Origin of the sequence: Paenibacillus sp. FSL H7-689, assembly GCF_000517905.1 — a bacterium.
GTDB lineage: Bacteria > Bacillota > Bacilli > Paenibacillales > Paenibacillaceae > Paenibacillus > Paenibacillus amylolyticus.
In genome coordinates this window covers 212,630-232,991 of record NZ_ASPU01000005.1, presented here as the reverse complement: position 1 = coordinate 232,991, position 20,362 = coordinate 212,630, and the positions used below count along the sequence as shown (strand labels likewise).

20 protein-coding genes are annotated in these 20,362 nt (G+C 45.0%); 7 read left to right on the top strand and 13 right to left on the bottom strand.

Annotation, left to right across the window (positions count from 1 at the left end; translation table 11 throughout):
* Positions 1-45: 45 nt before the first annotated feature.
* Complete coding sequence (locus C170_RS03705; RefSeq protein WP_036606375.1) at positions 46-948, bottom strand: tyrosine-type recombinase/integrase; 903 nt, start codon at positions 946-948, stop codon at positions 46-48.
* 168 nt (positions 949-1,116) lie between these two features.
* On the opposite strand from C170_RS03705, the gene C170_RS03700 reads away from it, so the two are divergent.
* A complete protein-coding gene (locus C170_RS03700) occupies positions 1,117-1,317 on the top strand; it encodes a cold-shock protein (RefSeq protein WP_017690333.1) in 201 nt (66 codons plus the stop codon).
* Between the two features lie 104 nt (positions 1,318-1,421).
* Positions 1,422-1,694, top strand: a complete 273-nt coding sequence (locus tag C170_RS03695) for an HU family DNA-binding protein (RefSeq protein ID WP_036606368.1) — start codon at positions 1,422-1,424, stop codon at positions 1,692-1,694.
* Between the two features lie 329 nt (positions 1,695-2,023).
* Here C170_RS03695 and C170_RS03690 read toward each other — a convergent pair whose 3' ends face one another.
* Together C170_RS03690 and C170_RS03685 are read right to left on the bottom strand one after the other, a co-directional pair.
* Positions 2,024-2,668 carry a Vat family streptogramin A O-acetyltransferase gene (locus C170_RS03690; protein ID WP_036606366.1) on the bottom strand — a complete coding sequence of 215 codons (645 nt, stop codon included), beginning with the start codon at positions 2,666-2,668 and terminating at the stop codon, positions 2,024-2,026.
* 34 nt (positions 2,669-2,702) lie between these two features.
* Entirely contained in the window at positions 2,703-4,391 is a 1,689-nt protein-coding gene (locus C170_RS03685) for a methyl-accepting chemotaxis protein (protein ID WP_036606364.1), read from the bottom strand.
* A 510-nt stretch (positions 4,392-4,901) separates the two neighbouring features.
* On the opposite strand from C170_RS03685, the gene C170_RS03680 reads away from it, so the two are divergent.
* Both C170_RS03680 and C170_RS03675 read left to right on the top strand, forming a co-directional pair.
* Complete coding sequence (locus C170_RS03680) at positions 4,902-5,402, top strand: MarR family winged helix-turn-helix transcriptional regulator (RefSeq protein ID WP_235200707.1); 501 nt, start codon at positions 4,902-4,904, stop codon at positions 5,400-5,402.
* 29 nt (positions 5,403-5,431) lie between these two features.
* Positions 5,432-6,373 (top strand): NADP-dependent oxidoreductase, encoded by a 942-nt coding sequence (locus tag C170_RS03675; RefSeq protein ID WP_051446982.1) that lies wholly within the window; start codon positions 5,432-5,434, stop codon positions 6,371-6,373.
* A gap of 91 nt (positions 6,374-6,464) precedes the next feature.
* Here C170_RS03675 and C170_RS03670 read toward each other — a convergent pair whose 3' ends face one another.
* Complete coding sequence (locus C170_RS03670) at positions 6,465-8,438, bottom strand: CotH kinase family protein (RefSeq protein ID WP_036606362.1); 1,974 nt, start codon at positions 8,436-8,438, stop codon at positions 6,465-6,467.
* Positions 8,439-8,896: 458 nt separating this feature from the next.
* Here C170_RS03670 and C170_RS03665 point away from each other — a divergent pair, with 458 nt between their 5' ends.
* Entirely contained in the window at positions 8,897-10,633 is a 1,737-nt protein-coding gene (locus C170_RS03665; RefSeq protein WP_036606543.1) for a methyl-accepting chemotaxis protein, read from the top strand.
* Positions 10,634-10,732: 99 nt separating this feature from the next.
* Here C170_RS03665 and C170_RS03660 read toward each other — a convergent pair whose 3' ends face one another.
* Complete coding sequence (locus tag C170_RS03660) at positions 10,733-11,269, bottom strand: hypothetical protein (RefSeq protein ID WP_036606361.1); 537 nt, start codon at positions 11,267-11,269, stop codon at positions 10,733-10,735.
* A 105-nt stretch (positions 11,270-11,374) separates the two neighbouring features.
* Positions 11,375-11,737: a hypothetical protein gene (locus C170_RS03655; RefSeq protein WP_036606359.1), complete on the bottom strand. Its 363-nt coding sequence runs from the start codon at positions 11,735-11,737 to the stop codon at positions 11,375-11,377.
* Positions 11,738-12,045: 308 nt separating this feature from the next.
* Between C170_RS03655 and C170_RS03650 the strand changes: the two genes are divergently transcribed.
* Both C170_RS03650 and C170_RS03645 read left to right on the top strand, forming a co-directional pair.
* Entirely contained in the window at positions 12,046-12,651 is a 606-nt protein-coding gene (locus C170_RS03650; protein ID WP_036606357.1) for a TetR/AcrR family transcriptional regulator, read from the top strand.
* 240 nt (positions 12,652-12,891) lie between these two features.
* On the top strand, positions 12,892-15,078 hold the full coding sequence (locus C170_RS03645; protein WP_036606355.1) for a YhgE/Pip family protein: 2,187 nt from the start codon (positions 12,892-12,894) through the stop codon (positions 15,076-15,078).
* A 128-nt stretch (positions 15,079-15,206) separates the two neighbouring features.
* Here the strand turns inward: C170_RS03645 and C170_RS03640 are convergent, their stop codons facing one another.
* The 7 genes from C170_RS03640 to C170_RS03605 all read right to left on the bottom strand — a co-directional run bounded on the left by C170_RS03640 (position 15,207) and on the right by C170_RS03605 (position 20,189).
* Positions 15,207-15,548, bottom strand: a complete 342-nt coding sequence (locus C170_RS03640; RefSeq protein ID WP_036606353.1) for a DUF4190 domain-containing protein — start codon at positions 15,546-15,548, stop codon at positions 15,207-15,209.
* Between the two features lie 571 nt (positions 15,549-16,119).
* Entirely contained in the window at positions 16,120-16,875 is a 756-nt protein-coding gene (locus C170_RS03630; protein WP_036606348.1) for an amino acid ABC transporter ATP-binding protein, read from the bottom strand.
* A 33-nt stretch (positions 16,876-16,908) separates the two neighbouring features.
* Positions 16,909-17,568: an amino acid ABC transporter permease gene (locus C170_RS03625; protein ID WP_036606346.1), complete on the bottom strand. Its 660-nt coding sequence runs from the start codon at positions 17,566-17,568 to the stop codon at positions 16,909-16,911.
* Positions 17,569-17,680: 112 nt separating this feature from the next.
* Entirely contained in the window at positions 17,681-18,451 is a 771-nt protein-coding gene (locus tag C170_RS03620) for an amino acid ABC transporter substrate-binding protein (protein WP_036606344.1), read from the bottom strand.
* 132 nt (positions 18,452-18,583) lie between these two features.
* The gene (locus tag C170_RS03615) at positions 18,584-19,141 is read right to left on the bottom strand and encodes a DUF4825 domain-containing protein (RefSeq protein ID WP_036606342.1); all 558 of its coding nucleotides are present in this window, start codon (positions 19,139-19,141) and stop codon (positions 18,584-18,586) included.
* Complete coding sequence (locus C170_RS03610; protein WP_036606336.1) at positions 19,138-19,833, bottom strand: permease prefix domain 1-containing protein; 696 nt, start codon at positions 19,831-19,833, stop codon at positions 19,138-19,140. The genes C170_RS03615 and C170_RS03610 overlap by 4 nt, the downstream gene beginning before the upstream one ends.
* On the bottom strand, positions 19,830-20,189 hold the full coding sequence (locus C170_RS03605) for a PadR family transcriptional regulator (protein ID WP_036606331.1): 360 nt from the start codon (positions 20,187-20,189) through the stop codon (positions 19,830-19,832). Before C170_RS03605 ends, C170_RS03610 begins: the two co-directional genes overlap by 4 nt.
* Positions 20,190-20,362: the final 173 nt, after the last annotated feature.

Below are 20,362 nucleotides of genomic sequence, written 5' to 3'. Positions count from 1 at the left end.
GTACTTCTAATAAGAGGTGTTTTGATTCTGACTATAATTCAGTCTTCATTCTTGTTCTTTACGATGATTCGTACTTAATGCTTTAAAATAAATCATTGTTGTATCTGGGTTGGTGTGTCCCATTATCTCGGCCAAACGGTGCAGTGGCGTATGCTCAGCCATGGCGTAGCCAAAACGATGACGCAGGTCGTGTGAACTCAGTCCTTCCAGCCCTGCTGTTATCATTACTTTTTTAATCAGGTGGCGCAGTGCTCTCTCCGTTAAACGATCATTTGTCTTCTCTGAGGGAAAAAGGTACGCACGATCGGTAGCAAGATCAGATAAGTACTGATTCAACATGACAACACACTGCATATTCAGAGGGATCTTACGTTGCACGTTGCGTTTATCTGCGCTCACTGTCAGGTGACCGCTTCGTCTACCAATTTCGATATCATGAGGCTTGAGGTTGCATACCTCCATCGTTCGCAAGCCTGTGTGAAACATAAGGGTGAGGATGGTCTGATCACGAAGGGAATTACCATACTCCACTGCCGCGAGGAATGCCTGCTCTTCTTCCAATGTCATTCGGCGTGGACTTACTTTGTCTTCCGGGATGAATTTTAATGGTTTGGAAGGATCATGACTGAGCCTGGATTCCAAGACAGCCCATTTGAAAAAACGCTTCAGCGTAATCAATCTCCGGTTAATGGTGGCTGGTTTCAATAACATAACTTGGTGAGCATCTTCACGATAACTGACTAAAGTGGATGTATCCACATCTTCAATTCGCAGTGAGAACTCTTCGCTGAGCATGGTGCTTTCCTTGTACCATTCGATAAAGTGCTTCAGATCACTTGCATATTCCTTCACGGTTTTGGGATGTAATTCTCCCTCTTTAGCAAGCATATGTATGAATTCCTCTACTGTCGGTTCCCGCTGCACCGAAACCCCTGATGACTGATTCATTAGAAAATACCTCCAAATCTTGACTTATATTAGCGGACATGGTATTATCATATTAATCGATACATTAGCGGACATCAAGTTCGTGGTTTAAATGCACCAGGTGAGTGTCAATTTTAAATTATACTCGTCATAATGATCGGCTAAAAACTTATTTTTTGGAGGAATCACATGCAAACAGGTACAGTGAAATGGTTCAACGCGGATAAAGGATTCGGCTTTATCGAAACTGAAGAAGGAACAGATGTATTCGTTCATTTCAGTGCAATTCAAGGTGAAGGTTACAAATCTTTGGACGAAGGTCAACGCGTTCAATTTGAAGTAACTCAAGGTAACCGTGGACCACAAGCTGAGAACGTTACTAAACTTTAATTATATGAAAGCTGCCTTATTAATAAGGCAGCTTTTTATTTACACATATGTTGCACAGTAAAGAAAAGATTTCACATCCCAAGATTGAAAGCGAGGTATTCCCCATGGATAAAGAACAATTGATCACAGAAGTAGCTAAGGCTGGCGGTTTCTCCAAGAAGAATGCTGAAAAAGCTGTAACCGTTGTATTGGACTCGATTCTCGAAGCTCTCAAAGAAGGCAAAGAAGTTCAACTGGTCGGATTCGGGAAATTTGAAGTGCAGAAGCGTGAGGCAAGAACGGGAAGAAGTCGGAAAACAGGCAAAGAAATTCAACTACCTGCAGGTAAAGTTCCTGTATTCACAGCAGGCTTAAGCATGAAAGAAGCTTTAAATTAAACAACGCAACAACTTATTGAAAAGAGGTTTTTATTCAAACACACAATGATAATATGGATTTAAATGTCGTGTTTACTACCGTTGATGATATCATTAACTTTTATTCAGGCAAACAGACAAACTCGGATCATACAGAAAATCACACTCATTTGAAGCCCCCATCAACAAAGTCTGATTGTACCCTACGACCACCCACCCGTTAAATTACATTTCATCTTGGACAACAAGAGGCCCTGATCCGCTCAAAACGGTCCAGGGCCTGATTTGCTTGGAAGCCGGCTCCGTCAGGAACCAGCTTATTTGTCTTTTAAGCACAATGCACAACCATCCTATTTGCTGTTCAGAAGTTCGCGCAAGATCTGTAGATCATATGTAGAGACAAGACGTTCCAAATGCGTATCCAGCCATTCCTCATCCTGATCCCACCACTTCAATTCCAGTAACAGTGCAATCGTCTCTTCGTCAAAACGCTTTTTAACAGTCTTGGCTGGATTACCACCAACAATCGTATAGGGTTCAATGTCCTTAACAACGGTTGAATTGGAGGCAACAATTGCCCCGTCTCCAATCGTGATACCAGGCATGATCGTTACATTTTGTCCAAGCCATACATCGTTCCCCAGTACCGTGTCACCCTTATATGGAAGTTGTTCCAGTGTAGGTGTCACACGCTCCCATCCTCCACCAAAAATGTTGAACGGATACGTGGTCATACCCTCCATCCGATGATTCGCACCATTCATAATGAATGTCACACCTTCCGCAATTGCACAGAAATTTCCAATGATTAGGCGATCACCAATAAAGTCATAATGATGCTGTATCCGGTCATAGAATTGCTCTGGCGGATTTGTGTTATCACTATAATACGTATAATCACCGATGTCCACGTTGGAACGCGGCGGCAGGTTTTGAATGTAACATACCGTACGGATATTCTCATTCGGGAAAAGTTTTGTTTTATCAGGGGCCATATGAAGTCCCTCCTTTTCCCTATTGTAACAGATATTAAATCTTAAACGGACTAAGTGAGGTCTGCAGCTCTGTCGACACATCAGACAAAATAGCCGCAGATGCCTTGATCTGCTCTACCGACTTGAGCTGTTCATGGACAGAATCGGCAGCCTGTTGTGAATTGGTACTAGCCGTTTGCGCATGGCGAGCGATCTCATGCACAGAAGCTACAATCTGCTCCACGCCTGCGGACATCTCTTCACTTGTCGCGGCCATGTCCTCAATCTCTGTAGCCATACGCAGATTTGTATCCCGGATCAGGCTGAAGTTTTGCTCCGTTTCCCGGGTCAAGCGCAGTCCTTCCTGTACTTCGTCCTTCACTCTCGACATGGCCGATAGCGATTGCTGCATATCTTGTTCCATGGCTTCGACCAGCTCTTCAATACGATCTGAAGAGTCTCCGGCTTGTTCAGCCAGTTTACGAACCTCGGTAGATACGACGGCAAATCCTCTGCCATGCTCCCCTGCTCTTGCTGCTTCAATGGATGCATTGAGAGCAAGCAGATTCGTTTGATTTGCAATCTCATGAATGGCGGAAACCATCTGGCTAATCTGTGCCGACTTCCCTTCCAGCATACGAATGACTTCATCCGTTGTGGTAACGGAAGATTCAATGGTAGACATCTGCTGAACGGTAAGTTGCACCGCTTCACCTCCGGTTTCAGCCTGTTTACGTGAATACAAAGCAGAGTCCGAGATGCTGGAGGCCTTGTCCGCCATGCGTTGTACGGCTATCGCCACTTCTTCCATGGCCTGCAGATTTTCTTCCGTACTAATTGTCTGACTCTCGGCTCCTTGTGCGACTTGTTCAACGGAGGATGCAATCTGCGCCGATTCTTTGGACGTTTGGTCCGCAATCTTCAGTAGCAGCCCAGTCGAATGCTCTGCTTTCTCCGCAGCTTGAAGTCCTCCTTGAATGATGACCTGGAGATTACTTCTCATCTCATTGTATCCCATGCCCAGCATACCAATCTCGTCTTGGACGTTGTCCACAACTGGCTGTGTGAAATCGCCCGTACCCGCACGTTTAATCGCTACGGATACCCGTTCGATTCTTACTCTAACCCTGCGAACGTACAGCAGGATCAGGGTAATTGCGACTAACATTGCAAGCAGGAATACGATCAGGAATGTCTTGAGGAATGAGGAGATAATTACATCAATTAACGATTGAGAAGCGCCAACATAGAAAATTCCGATAATCTCTCCGGATGCGTTCTTGATTGGTTCATAGGCCGTCTGATATTTCTGGCCCACAACCACGGCTTCACCGAAGTATTTTTCCCCTTGCTGCAAAACAGTCTGAGCGACCTCGTCAGATACCTTCGTGCCAACAGCACGTTTTCCGTCCACCATGACATTTGTTGCGACACGTTCGTCACCTCGGAAGATCGTCACTGTGTCCCCAGAAGCTTCTCCAATCTCATCCACCAGTTCAAAGTTGCCTTCCAGCGCGGTATCTCCCTTGAATAATTGTCCATCCTTAATGGCCCAATCTCCTGGATGCTTATATGTAATGATACTATTCGCCATCTCCAAATCTCGCTTTGCCTTCTCTGTAGCAAATGTCGTGATCCCCTGCTTCATCTCCAGGATTACACTTACCGCCACGGCTGAAGAGAAGACGATAAATATACTGATAACGATCAAACTGATTTTGGTACCGATGCTCATGCTTCGCATGTGTGTGAGCCACCCTTTTCCCTATGTAATTGTGGGGATATTCAAGCCAATTTCGATTCCGTTTCGAATATCACTATAGTCTTATCGGTAGGAGACTTCACAATATTTATAATATTTCAGTGACTTTTATCACAGTAATCAAAATTAAAAATCAAAGTTTTTCCGCTTTCTCCATAATTATGTGAGAATGATCTGATCTCTGGAAATTTAGAGGAGCTTTATAAGTTGAACTAAAGAATATTTACACTGGACACTCCGATGACAGAACAACCTTCCGATCGCTGTTATCCCCAGATTTTTCGATTCCTTTTATAAAGGGGTAGATCCGGGGATAACATATGCTTCCGATGCAGCTTGCTCAGAAAGCTTTTAGGCGAACGTTCCGCTTCTTCAGGTTCTTTCTGTCCTCTACGTTTCATGTAGAAGTGTTTAGTTATATTTATGTTGCCAACCACATATTCAAGTGTTATATTTATGTTGCCGACAACACAATTAAGAAAGTTGAGGTACATGATGGCAGCCAAAGATGATTTCAAAAAGCCTGATAATCTCCAGGAATTAAATAATGAGGAATTCAGTGCAGTAGCGCAGTATCCCATCAGCTTTAGCATTTTTGCTCTGGCACGCTCCCACAAGGGTCTTGCTGCGCAGTTGATTCGGGATACCGGGCTTTTTCCCGGTCAAGAGATTATGCTGATGCAGTTATATGCCCAAGACCATCAATCCCAAAATTCATTGGGACGCACACTTCGCCTGGACCACTCAACCGTAGCCAAGTCTGTTCGCCGGCTGGAAGATGCCGGTCTCGTTACTCGGAGTCGGTCCAAAACCGATGGACGGGTGACCATTGTATCCCTGACAGAAGCCGGACACGCACTGGAGGATCAAGTGAATAACGCCTGGCGCCAAGTGGAGCAGATCACCACAGCTGGCCTCTCCGAGGAAGAAAAGAACTTACTGTTATCTCTTTCACAGAAAATTGCTGCACAGATTGATTCATCCCTATCCTAAATTTCCTTAACGAATGGAGCGTGTACACAATGCATACATCCAAAATGAAAGCTATTCAGATTCATCAATACGGAGGACCCGATACATTACAGTTCGAACAGGAAGTCCATAAGCCCCAGCCACCTGCCGGCGAAGTTCTGGTACGCATTCAGTATGCAGGAGCCATTCCACTGGACTGGAAGATTCGTAACGGCTGGTTGCAGGACGTGTTTGTCAAAGAGCTGCCTTATACACCCGGAACGGCCATGTCTGGCATCGTTGAAATCGTGGGAGAAGGTGTTGATACCTTTCAGTCGGGAGATCGTGTTTTTGGTAATGTGAAGGGTAGTTATGCCGAGTATGGTATGGCTCCTGCTCAGGATTTGGTGCATATGCCAGACGACCTGAGTTTTGAGGATGCTGCGACCATTAAAGGCGGAGCTGAAGCTGCATGGAAAGCACTGTTCACCGAAGGTGAGTTGGAAGCCGGGCAAACCGTTCTGATCCACGCTGCTGCGGGCGGTGTCGGACAATTCGCAGTGCAACTGGCAAAATGGAAAGGCGCTCATGTTATTGCTACCGCGTCTGGTGCCAATGTTGATTTTGTTACTTCATTGGGTGCCGATCAAGTGATTAATTACAAGACAACCTTGTTTGAAGAGCTGGTAAGCAATGTAGATCTGGTTGTTGAAGCTGTTGGTGGAGAGATCGAAGATCGCTCATGGGGTGTTCTGAAACCTGGGGGCCGACTGGTATCATTAACTCAACTGCCTTCTGCCGAAAAAGCAGCGCAGTATGGTGTTACAGCCAAGTTTAATTCCAAATTCCCGACATCAGAGGATCTGTACACAATCGCTCAGCTAATCGCTAACGGTTCCCTCCGCTCAGAGATTGATTCCATCTTCCCTTTAAGTGAAGCGAATCAAGCGCATGCCAAAAGTGAGGCCAGACATGGACGAGGCCGGATTTTGCTGGATGTTCGCTCCGTCTAACCTGAAAAGCAGAACAAAAAGGGATTCGATCTGACCATCGAATCCCTTTCTTATTCTCCATACAACAACGGTGATCTGCAGGAAATATCTCTTATTTGGATGTAAGGCTTACTTGTGCAGCGGTTTGATCCCAGTCCACGGTAAGTCCCAGACCTTCTGAGATGAAGCGTACAGGCACGAGTGTGCGACTGTTTTGAATGATCGCTGGTGCATCAATTTCGAGTGTCTCTCCATTTACGGTTGCGGTGCTGCTTCCGATCTTGAGCACAAGGGTCTGGTCATTCAGAACAGCTGTTACCGACTTCGCCGTTTTGTCCCAAGTGACTTCTGCACCTAGTGCTTCGAGAATTGCGTTCACAGGTACCATCACTCGGCCACTTTGCTGCAGCGGGTCCTGATCCGGGAATGTGATCGATTTACCATCGAGTGTTACGGTAATGGTTTTGTCGTTTGTTCCAAATGAGGTATTCGAACCTGTCTCTTCCGAAGTCTCAGGTAAAGGCGTCACTTCACGTCCAAGTTGCTCTTGCAGATTCGCAAGACGGTTCAGTGCAAATGTCGTCAGTGACCCGGCTGCCATGGAGCCCATGCCTCCGCCCCCACCGCCAAAGTTACCACTAGGGCGTGTCTGCGTATTATCTGTACCCGTTGTTGCATCTGTTGTACCGTTTCCAGTTGCAGCACCCGGCTGAGTTGGAGGTGTTGTTCCATCTGGAGGAGTCATACCTTCCATGCCTTCAGGTGGGGTCATGCCTTCAAATCCTGCTGGTGGTGTACCGCCCATACCACCTGCCGCGTCTGCATTTGCAGAATAAGCGATGTTGGATTCAAACTGTTCTGTCGTATAAAACTTCGTTGGGTCTGCTTCCACATAAGGACGAATCTCATTGGCAAGGCCAGTGATACGATCCTGAATGCCTTCCATATAGTCTGTCAGTTCATTGACGTAGCTCAAATATTTTTCCTTATACTCCGGCACAGCAAGCAGGTTATTAATCATCGGTACATTTTCCATGTTAATGCCTAGTACCGGCTCGTCCACAGATACGTTTGTTGCGTTGGTGTTGGTCGTGGTTGATCCGGTTGTTGTGCCACGTCCACCTCCACCCGAGTACCCGTTGAAGGACATGTTGAAGTCCCAAGGAACAACGGTGAACTTGCCCGCGGCATCACTGTAGAGCATGTAGTTATGTCCTTTGTCGCCGTTATAGCTGTCATAGTTGCCAAAAACCATGTTGCCTGCAATATATTGAAGCGCTGAATCCACGTCCAGTACACTTTCAATATCACCTTTTTCACCTTCTGGCATCTCGTTAAGCGTTTGGATGAAGGTTTTGAGTTTGGCTTTGTCCTTATCCGTACCCAAATCTTTGGTGATTGTACTGTAGTCACTGTCCTCTTCATATTGAAGATAACTCTTCTCATCCGTATCATAGAGGACACCTTCTTCGTAATCCTCACCGTAGTTGCGCTCCAGATAGCTATCATCCACCGCTTCAACGCCAGTATAGAAACCAACAAGCTCGCCGTTAACGTACAGATTAACATAGTTCGTCATCGGTACATCCATGCCAATGCTCCGCAGTGCTTCGTAGTGAAGTACCTCACGCATATACGATGGATCGGCGTAGTTATTGTTCAGTACCATTTTGTCCAGTCCAAGTAGGGTTTGTGTTTTGTCATATTTATCAAACTTCAGTCTGAAGCTGTAACGGTCCGAATCTTCCATTGAGGCTACAGCTTTCAGGGTCAGATTGCCCTTGGTGGAGAAACCGACATTGTCCAGCTTGTTGCCGTCCACTTCCACACTAACATTCTTATAATCCTTATCCAGCGGACTTTCGAGCATGCTCTTCCAGTCTGCATCATCAATCGTTACATTCACATCAATGACGTTATCCGTCTGAAACAACGATTCATAAGCTTGCGTCACACCTACACTCGTGGTTGTCGCTGTACTTTCTGCGGCAAATGCCGCATTCGGACTTCCGATCAGGCCAAAAGATGTCGTTACCATCGTCACGGATAATGCCGTTACTGCAGCTTTGCGTAATAAAATATTCAAATGATGAATCCTCCTTCTTGGGTTTCTGTTAAGCAACTGAGGCTTATGTAACCATGGTAGGGGACAAACCTTTAGTGAATCTTAAACGCGATCAAAAATGATATGTATCACTATGAAATTTTCATGGATATACAAGAAATATAATGAAAAAAAGCGCAATTATAACCTTGGAACCGGTTCATAAGTCCTATTTTGATGCAAATATCTAATATTAATATGCCTATATAACGATATATCTGAAGAGTAGAACTTACCTGGAGTTCATATACGTGAATAGCAAAACCCATTACGAAAAACTTTTAGAAACAAAAGAGAATTTGATCAGACAGGATATTTAGGGACGATTTCACAGTTTTTAAGTCAACAATTACATAGCGTGTACAACACCCAGGGTAAGTCCTTCGTCACAATCGTAGAAGGAGTGAACCATCTTGTTTAATAAGCTTCGCTGGAGTACCATGCCTTTCTTTATCAAAAATTTGGTGATTTCATTCGGCAGCATCATGTTGATCGGTGTAATTCTGATTACTGCCGCGTATCAATTGCAAAAAAATATCTTGGTTGAACAGTTGCACGACCAGGCTACCGTCATCACCCAGAAATGGTACGATGATCTCGACACTGCCAAAGTGGCAGAAGCGGCTAAGGAAAAAAGCTACTCCGGTCCTGTACAGCTGGAAATGAAAACTTATCTCGATTCCATCCATGAATTCTATCCAAACATCGCGCAAGCGTACATTTTTGGTTCAGAACTTGAGCAAGGAAATGGAACGTCCATCATCGCGATTCCAACGAATCTGTTGGAACCATTCGAGGAAGGTAATCTGCCCGCAGGTGCCATGTACCCGCTGCCTCAGAATAACGTCGTAGTGCTGGAACAGATGAAAAAGGACGGAAAACCTGCCTTCAGTGATTTCTACACGGATGAGTACGGAACCTGGACCACTCTGATCTATCCGATTAATAACGCAGACGGCTCCATGTATGCTGCTCTTTACTTCGATGTAGATGCAAGTGCCGTTCCAAAAGGCCTGAACAAACTGCTTACGTACGGCTTGATGTTCCTGATCGGTTTCCTGATCCTGTTCATGGTGTTGCAATTCATTTTGCTGAAAAGAACGTTGCTTCCGATCCGCAATCTGATGAAAGGGATCGAAGAAGTCAGCACGGGTAATCTGGACGTAACCATCGATACCGGGCGAGATGATCTGGGTATCATCAACGAGAAGTTTAATGCGATGATCCATCGCTTCAATACAACCATCTATAAAGTACAGAATGCTTCACATCACCTCTCGGAATCTTCCAAACAACTGCTGGGCATTTCGGAGAAAAATAATGTGAACATTCAATCCATCAGCACCAATATTCGGGAAATATCCACTGGACTGGTGTCACAAGACAAAGCCACTGTGGAGAACGCACGTGCCATGACAGAGATGTCAACGGTAGTGCAGACGATCGCCAGTAGCTCAGCCGATGTGGCAGATGAAGCACTCAGCATGGAGCAGCGCTCCAGCACAGGTAATGTGGTGATGCAACAAGTCATTGAGCAGATGCGCCTGATCTCGGGTGCGGTGCAAAATACGTCAAACTCGATTCAGTCTTTGGAAAATAACTCGAACCAGATTAGCAACATTGTTAACGTGATTACGGAGATTGCTGGACAAACCAACTTGCTTGCACTTAACGCTTCAATCGAGGCAGCCCGCGCAGGTGAAGAAGGAAGAGGTTTTGCGGTGGTTGCAGGCGAGGTACGTAACCTGGCAGAGCAATCGCAGGAATCAGCGAAGCAAATTCGACAGTTAATTGAAGAAATTCAACGGGATATCATGCAGTCTTCCGAAGCGATGCAGTTGGGTTCCAAGGAAGTTACCAAAGGCTTGGAAGTTACCCAAGAGACTGGTGTATTCTTCGAGAATATTCTGACTGCTACGAATAAAGTTGCAAACCAGATTCAGGATATCTCCAGTTCTACTGAAGAAATCTCGGCAAGCACACAGGAAATGTCTGCCACGGCCGATGAACTGTCTGCCAATGTCAGCAAAGCAGCAAGCAGCAGTAAACAAATTGAGCAGTCAATTGATGAGCAGGAAGCCTCCATGGCAGCCATTGTGAGTGCCTCCGATGAGCTCTCGGTTGTATCCGAGCAACTTCAAGAACTGATTTCATTCTTTAAAGTACGCGCAGAATAGAATTAATACGAAACAGCTAACAAGAATACGACACAGTAAAAAACCAAGGCTCATGAGTGACTAACTCGAAGCCTTGGTTTTTTGTTGTTATCAGGTGTTTTATTCCTTTTGATCAGCATCTACTTGTTTAAACAGTATGTCTTCCCCACTTATAATCATCTTTTTCTCGTCATTGTAGCCAGATTGTTCGGATCGAAATCCAGCATTAAGAATAAGATCGGCCTCACCATTCGATATATATTGAACCTGCTCCGGTGTAAGGATTATTTCAACTTCTTCTGAATACCAGCTATCTTTCTTTAATTCGGTTGCCAATTCTTCACTGGTACTTGACCTCGGTGGGAGAAGCGTCTTTCCATCCATTTGAAGATCAATATCGAAAAGCTGTTTCGAATGGAAAATCTCGTGGTTGGCATCTTGTCCCCTATACCTTATCCCCGGTTTAAAAGTGAAGTCGTGATCACCAAATTGTTGGACATTTAATCGGAGTTCATAATCACCCAATTGTCTGGTTGCCGTCATCGTCTGTCCCTCTCTTTGAATTCGGTCTGGTACTGTATCGTTGCTTTCCAATGATGAATCGGAACAACCCATTAGGACAAGACACATCATCAGGAGGTAGGAGAAATATTTCAAGGTAGACCTCCTCTCACTCTAATATATAATCTGGCTCTTAGAGTTTGGACGCAGAATTGTACCATTAAGTTACATTATTAATAAAATATATAAGAAGTTCTCCACTTAAGAGAAAGCATATCTAAACAGCCCATAGTATAGAGGTCCAATCGCGATAACTAATGTTATCAACATCCAAACTCTCCTCGTCATAATTGGTAATCCATCCAAAATCTCTTCCCCTTCGTTATCCTTTAAAAGCATTGCGAATAATACATCCCATAACAGAGCTGTCACAGTAATAAATTTCCACAAAGAAGGATTTAAAATAGCTGTTTCCGTTACATATCCTAGCAACCCTATCCATGTAATAACGGATACGACAAAATCGATTTTGCTAAGTTTAGACTTATACTTTCCTTTAATAAGATACGAGAGTGATGCTGTGCCAAGCAATCCAAGATAGATCGTCCATAAAACGTGTTCCATACGTACTCCTCATTCTTTGCTGTATTTTAATATTTACTGTTTCTTCGCCACCCTTTGCTATTATAGCTATTCAACTCTATAACTGATATATATAGCACTTTTCCATATTATAGTAACTCCTCATCCGTACTTTCCTCTACTCATTTATTGTTTTCATCCCCCAGCCCACATTATGACAAAGATCACATCCACCTTCCCTGCTCAAGTGCTACAGTTGTTAACGACCAACTGACCATAATAGTAAATCGGTCAAAAAAATAGGGTTACCTTACCCATTACCTTTCAACATATAAGGAGGTGTATATGCGATGAAAACGATAGATCGAAGGCAACAGGTGATGGATTCTGCCGAGAAATCCTTTGCCTTGTTTGGCTACAAAGCCACAACGATGGAGCAGGTTGCGAGACTTGCCAATGTGGGCAAGGGAACGATCTATACTTTTTTCGATAATAAAGAAGAACTGTTCAGCGAGATTCTGCGCTCGATCATTGCAGATATGAGACAGATTACGGAGCAGACCGTGAAGGAAGAGAACTCCTTTCTGGATAACGTGCATATGAGTATGGATTCTTTGCTGGAGTATCGGGAGGAACATGAGCTGTTGATCAAACTCTTTCAGGAGGTTAACGAGTTCGGTACACCGCAGGCCAAGGAAGGTTTGCAAAAAGTGGAGACAGCCATTCTCGAATATTTGGAGCGTCAAGTGAGCCGTGCCATGGAGCTAGAGCAGATTCGCAGGGATGATCCCAAGTTGGTTTCTTTTGTCCTGCTGAAGCTGTATGTCACCTTAACCTCGGATTGGAACAAAGCGCATCCTACGTTGCACAAAGATCAGATCAAGGATTTTGTGGGCCTCTTTCTCAAGAATGGCTTATCCTCCACATCGAGAAAGGCATGCCACTATATAAGTTAAACTAATCATTTACAGGATAACGGAGAGGACAGAAAAAACCTGAAAAAGCGAAGCGTTCGCCTTTATCACCGGATTTTCCCTTTAAGAAAAGGGAATCAAAAAATCTGGGGATAACAGCGATTGGAAGGTTATTCTGTCATCGTAGTGTCAGTGTAAATAATCTTTAGTTCAACTTATAGAGATTCAACACATAATAGAGATAGAACAAACGGATTAGCGTATGGATAGGGAGAGAACATGATGAAATCATTCCACGTATTTGGGCAGGATCTGAAGTCCGCCTTTAAGAAACCAAAAGTATTTATTCCAATTCTCGTTGTACTGTTCATTCCGGTGCTGTATAGTGGCCTGTTCCTGAACGCATTCTGGGACCCCTATGGCAAAATGAATGAGTTACCTGTGGCCGTGGTCAACACGGATCAGGGTGCAGTCTACAATGACAAATCACTCGAGGTCGGTCAGAATCTGGTCGATGAATTGAAAAAAAGTGACGATTTCGACTGGCAATTCGTGACTCGTGAACAAGCAGAACAAGGTATGCAGGCCAACACGTATTATATGACGATTGTGATTCCGGAGGACTTTTCCACCAAAGCAACAACCCTGATGGATGAGCACCCTGAGCCGGCAGACCTGATCTATGAGCCAAATGAAGGATACAACTTCCTTGCGGGTCAGATTGGCGGCACGGCGGTCAAACAGATTCGCTCCAAAGTCGCTGCCAAAGTCACAGAATCGTATACCGAAACACTATTGGATCAGGTCGAAAAAATCTCTGGCGGTTTGGCGGATGCCGGAGATGGCGCAGGTCAGATTCATGATGGTGCGATTAAGCTGGATGAGGGTGCTGCTACATTAAAAGAGAACCTGTCTAAACTGGCCGCAGGCACCGACAAACTCGAAACGGGCATAGTTTCCTTAAAAGAAGGTACGTCCACTCTCTCCCAAGGCACAGGTGATCTTCATACTGGCGCAAGCGCCCTATCCAGTGGGCTGTCCCAATTGGCAGCAGCAGGCACGAAGTTAAGTGATGGAGCAACACAAGCTGAAACAGGCGGCAAACAGCTACAGGCTGGCCTTCAATCCGCTCAGGAAGGCGCATCCAAGCTGGATGCAGGACTGGCGGCTTCCGAGGAAGGCAGTGCAAAGCTGACTGCTGGGCTGCAAAGTTCTGTTGAGGGCAGTGGCAAAGTTAGCGAGGGTGCCAAAGCGGTTGCACAAGGGCTTGCCCAATTAGCTGAAGCCAGTCCGGAACTGGCCGCAAGTCCTGCTGTGCAGCAGCTACTGGCAGCCAGTCAGGCCGTAGCCGCCGGCAGCGAACAAGTGTATCAGGGTGGACAGCAATTAGTCGCTGGCAGCCAACACCTGTATGCTGCACAACAGCAACTACATCAAGGCAGCAGTCAGTTGGTACAGGGTGAACAACAACTGGTACAAGGAGCTACGCAGTTGTCCGCCGGACAAGAAAAGCTTGCAACAGGGCTGAAACAATTCAATTCCAAATTATCCGAAGCAGCCGCTGGAGGAGCCAAACTTGCGGATGGTTCAGCTCAATTGAATGCTGGTGCAGGCAAACTGGTTGCAGGTGTAAGCCAGCTTACAGAAGGAATCTCAACCCTGGCAGATGGCTCACATAAGCTCGATGACGGCGCCGGTCAATTAAAAGAAGGTACGCTTAAGCTAATGGACGGCTCTGGCGAACTTGCCACCAAGCTGAATGAAGCGGCTGAGCAGACGGGTAGTGTGAAGAAGACCGATGAACTGGTAACCATGTATGCAGAGCCTGTTCAAGTCGATGAGCATAAATATAATGAGGTACCTAACTATGGTACAGGATTCTCGCCATACTTTCTGTCACTCGGACTGTTTGTCGGGGCATTGATTGCCACATTGGTAGTGCCAACACGCGGCAGCACAGTTAGTGAGGCAAGTGGCTGGAATCGTTTTGTGAGTAAAACGCTGTCCTTCACGCTCATGAGTGCTGTACAGTCCCTGCTTGCTTCATGGCTGGTCTTGTACGGTTTAGGTCTGAATGTTCAGAGCGTTCCATTGTTCCTCTTGTTCAGCTTTGTTACCAGTCTAAGCTTCATGTACATCATTCAGGCACTGGTGACATGGCTGGAGAATCCGGGTCGTTTCATTGCTATTCTGATGCTGATCTTCCAACTTACGACCAGCGCGGGCACCTTCCCGCTCGAACTGATTCCCAATTGGCTGAAAGTATTCAACCCTTGGCTGCCTATGACCTATTCGGTAACAGGTTATAAAGCAGTCATCTCAAGTGGACAGTTCGGCGTGGCTTGGGATCAGATCGGGATTCTGTGCATCTTTGCTGTGATTGGCCTTGGAGGAACCTTAACGTATTTCATGGTGCATCGCACCCGTGAGGTTGAGGACGTTAGCGGTGAGGTCGTACTTCATATGTAAAAAGTAAAATAAAAAGCAAAGGCGTGTACCTAAGCTCCACCCTCTTCTGGACAACAAGGGGTGTGAATTAAAGTACGCCTTTGCTTTTTTAGTTGGAGATACAATCTAAGTTTGCTAACTTCATATTTCTAGTATGTAGAGTACATATCAGAACTCGAAACAGCGAAAGTAAATAACAGTACGAGCGCAATCAACAATATATATAACGCTACACTGATGATTCCACAGACAAGCCCAGCAATGGCTAATCCTCTGCCCTGCTCCATGCGGTTCTTAATTTCTTTGAGTGATATGGAGGCAATGATGATGGCAACAATACCAATCAGTAATCCCACGTATGGAATCACGATGGACAATATCCCCAAGACAAGAGCTGCAATCGATTTGCTATTGGTTTTTGGTATTACATAAGGTGGTGGTGGAAGTGTGTCGTTATAATAACGATCCACATCATTTTCGCGATGTTCCAAGGTAAATCCTCCCTGTTTATTAAGTATGTTCATTATAATCGATTAATAGGAATAACAATATCCATATTATTCTAATTATGAATTACCATTAGATTTATTTTATCCCCATCATCCCGGTCACATATCTTAATCCATAAGCTTATTGATTGTACTTCAAGGATATGAATTTAAGAACCGTTTATCCGTGTGAAGATATAAATCAAGAATACCTCTAACATATAGATATTATTATAGTCGTAATACTTTTCTGAGTATCTTTGGGGGATCACTACGATGAAAATCGATAAAGTAATGAACATACTTATGATTGTCATGCTTCTACTTATTGCTTTTTATCAAAATAATGTAGCGGTATTATGTTTTAGTATTGTTTTGTTTGGAATCATGAGTTACACCACTTATCGAATTCGAACACGTTGGAATGTAGTAACTTATATCGTGTTGACCCTGGTATTGATGATCTGGAACATATACCTGTGGACATAAGCTATTACTTTCAAAAAAAAGAACGCAATCCCTTATTACTCATAGGATTGCGTTCTTTTGACATTTCTTAGATTTGGAATGCCTTCTATCCTTCCACTTCCACCCGCTGTAAAAACGTCCGGGTACGTGCAAGCTTTGGATTGCCAAAGATCTGCTCTGGCGGACCTGCCTCTGCGATCTCGCCGTTATCCATGAAAAATACACGATCCGCAACGTCACGGGCGAAGCCCATCTCATGCGTGACAATCATCATGGTCATATTTTCCTGTGCAAGCTGTTTGATTACGCGTAACACTTCCCCGGTCAGCTCCGGATCGAGTGCCGACGTAGGCTCATCGAACAGGAGGATATCCGGTTGCATCATGAGTGCGCGGGCAATAGCTACACGCTGTTTCTGTCCACCGGACAGATTGGCTGGATAGACATCGGCCTTGTCCGACAGCCCTACTTTGCCGAGTAATTCCAGACTGCGGTACCGAATGACGCTTGAACTTTCTTTTTTCAAAGTCTTCGGTGCGAGTTCCAGATTAGCCTGCACAGTCAGATGCGGGAACAAGTTAAAATGCTGAAACACCATGCCCATGCGATCCGTCATCTTGTGAATATCTGCGGCACCCGCGTAACGACCATTATCAACCAGCGTCTGATCCTGAATACGAATCGTTCCGCCCGAAATATCCTCCAGATGAATTAGGCTGCGCAGCATTGTACTTTTACCCGAACCGGAAGGTCCAATCACGGCAATTACTTCTCCTGGTTCCACGTTGAAGGATACCTGCTTCAGCACATCAAGGGTACCGAAAGATTTTCTCAACTCTTTTACTTCTATTATATGTGTCATATGCAGACAGTCCTTTGATTGATCAGATTTAATTTATTCAAATGAAAACCGCTTCTCAAGTAGCTTGAACAACACTGTGAGTACGAGTGTCATGAGCAGATACATAACCGCTGCCACGAAGAAAGGGATCAGCTGCAAGTCGCGATTCACCGCCGCTTGTGCATAATACAACAGCTCAGGTACAGCCACGGCATAGAGCAGTGCCGTATCCTTGATGAGCGTAATGGACTCATTGGCCGTTGCGGGCAATACTACACGAATCATCTGAGGAATAATGACTTTAGTCATCGTTTGCCACTTTGTTAACCCAAGTACCTTCGCTGCCTCATGTTGCCCTTTATCAATGGAAAGCAGTCCGCCCCTGAAGATTTCAGCGAAGTACGCCGCATAGTTTAGGATGAACGCAATCCCCGCTGCAACAAAACGATCAAACACCAGATACTCTCCAATCACCGGAAGCAACGGTAAACCGAAGCAGAAGAATAGAATTTGGAGCAGTAGCGGTGTTCCTCGCATCACGTAGACGTAGGTATGGGCAATCCACGCCAGCGGTTTAATTTGGCTTCTCATCGCGAGCGTGACTGCAAATCCAAGCGGCACAGATAACACGATCGCCAGCAAGAACATGAAAATGGTGGTCTGTGCACCCTCTAGCATCGGTTTTAAAATGGTCGATAGATAATCCCAACTCATTATTTTGTCTCCTCTAATCTGTTAACCCCGCATTCCTCTGGGGCATGAATCACTCCAGCGTGGAATACGGGGTCCGTTTTGTTTCTAACTATATATCAGGTGTGTATCCTGCCTATTTCAGAACCTTGTCTTCACCCAACCATTGGGTGGAGATTTTAGCTGCTGTTCCATCTGCATTGAGCTCATCAAGTGCTTTTTGCAGCTGATTCAGAAGCTCTTCATTGCCTTTTTTGATACCAATGCCATATTGTTCCGGTGCAAGAGATTCATCCATCAGTTTGAATGTTCCCTCTTCTTTGGACATGTAGTATCTCGCTACCACTTCATCAATGATGACCGCATCCAGACGTTTTGTCTTCAGATCCGTCAGTGCAAGCACGTTATCCTTGAATTCGGAAGCTTTCACTTTATCCTTCAGGGGACTTGCTGCCAGTGCATCTGCCGCTGAGGACAGCGCCTGCAATCCCACATTTTTGCCATCGAGTTCATCCAGCTTCGTAATTGGTGAGTCTGCCAAGGTAATAGCAACTTGACTGTTTTCCAGATACGGCTTCGTGAAGAGCACTTTCTCTTTACGCTCATCTGTAATGGTGTACCCGTTCCAGATCATGTCGATCCGGCCACTGTTCAGCTCTGATTCTTTGGAAGACCAGTCGATTGGCTGGAATGTGATTTCTTTACCCATTTTCTCCGCTGCAGCTCTTGCGTAATCAATATCAAAACCAACAATTTCATTCTGCTCGTCCCGGAAACCCATTGGAGCAAACTTGTCATCAATTCCTACAACAATCGTGTTATCGTCTTTGCTTGCGGAACTGGAACAACCAGCCACAATCAATACACATATACTAATGAATAATAGTAGAATCGCTTTTTTTCTCATCTCTCGAACCCCTCCATGTCTATAACCAAAACCCAAACGCTTTAGTTCGTTACCACGTTATCAGAGATTTATAATAACATAGCATGGGAGAAGAGTCGAGTATGTTGCCTATTTCCTTCTATTTCATGCAGCTTAATTGGCAACAATCTGTGAAAAAGCCTCTTTCACTTGTCCCGGTTCCACCAGCTTCTCGCGTACAGTCGAATTCCATAACTCCGAATTCTGAAGCTCCTTTAATTCCGTACCTGTCCATTGTTGGGCAGATTCACGACGTAAGGTCTGGCTGGTATTGTCAAACTGGTAGACGATCTGCTCCAGATTATCGATCATAACAAAGTTCGCAACCGCATTATATACGAGTATCCGCTCAAGTTCCTCTGCATCCATCTCACGCGTATCCAAGCTATAATTCACTTGAGCTGTGAACGTCTCCGGGTACAGTTGGTAACCATTCAATCTTTCACGTAAAGGTAAAGCCTGATTCAGATGACTAAGGTTTGAATTATCACCCATGTAGGGACTGCGATATTTGGCTAAAGCGGCAAAATTATGTGTCAGCGGATTCTGCTGCTCTTCCTCGTACCGAGTCTGTTTCGCCTCGATCTTCGGATTAACGAAGCCTTCAACAATCACTAAGCCACTGATGCCCAACACAACAAGTGTTATAATCCATATGTTTCTAATTCTCATAACGCATCACTCACTTCATACTTACTAACAATCCGATACGCCCGATGCACAACCAAAGGAATAATGACACTCAGTAATGGGATGGCAAAGGCAATGACGATCACAGCAAACTGATAGGGTCCATCCACCTGAATGGGTCGATTAAACCAGATGTTGCTTCCGAATCGCAACGCTGCCTGCGTTCCCCATAGTACGAGTATTAATGCTGCCCACAACCACCATATCCTGCGATTCCACTGCACTAAGGCAGGGATTCGAATAACCGTGGTTTTCACGGAAGTTGCAGAATCGTTCGTCTTGTTGATCAACAGATACAATACATACATGCCACCAACAATGAGACTCACGATCATAAGCAGATTGTTTATGGCGGAGCCTTGCATCAGCACTCTCATTGGAATGGTAATGATCCAGGCTATGAGGCTATAAATCAGAGCAGACTGCAACAACGCTGTCCAGTAAGGAACACGTTGTACCCTTCGATGGTCACTCATCACTTCATCCATACCAGCGATATGCTGAATGGCGGTCTGGAACGCCTTCTCTTCACTCATACCCTGCGAGATATAATCGTCAATCCGCGCAGCGAGATTGCTGTGAATCTCTTCTTTTAATTCTCGATTGTCTAATGTATCTTGTGCGTGAGTGAACAGACGATTCACATGACGGGTGATGCGAGCATCCAATCTCATAGGTCTTCATCTCCTTTTTCTCCAGTGACAATCATGCAATCAATCAGTGCCTTGGCTGCCTGCCAAGCTTGAAACTGCTCTCTGTAGGCTTCGAGGCCTTGCACTGTAATTCGGTAATATTTGCGTCGTCCTCCCTGTGTCTCTCCCCCCCAGTAGGACTCCACATATCCACTCTTCTCCAGCCTCTTCAAACTGGAATAAAGCGTAGGTTCCTTCAATTCAAACTGCTCTCCGCTCTTGCGATAGATCTCCTTAATAATGCTGTAGCCATAGTTATCTACGGGTATAAGTACACTCAGAATGATGGGGTCAATATTGCCCCGAATCAGATCACTGTTAATCACTTGCACATCCATCTACGAGTTTCACCGACTTTCTTCCGTCCTGTGTATACTATAAGACACATTACTATGTCTGTAAAGGTAATATGTATCACATGGTAAATATGCATCGCAAGAGTAACACTAGTAACATTCCTCTCTTGCAAATAAAATTCTTCAATACGATAAGAACATTGACCCCATTGTTA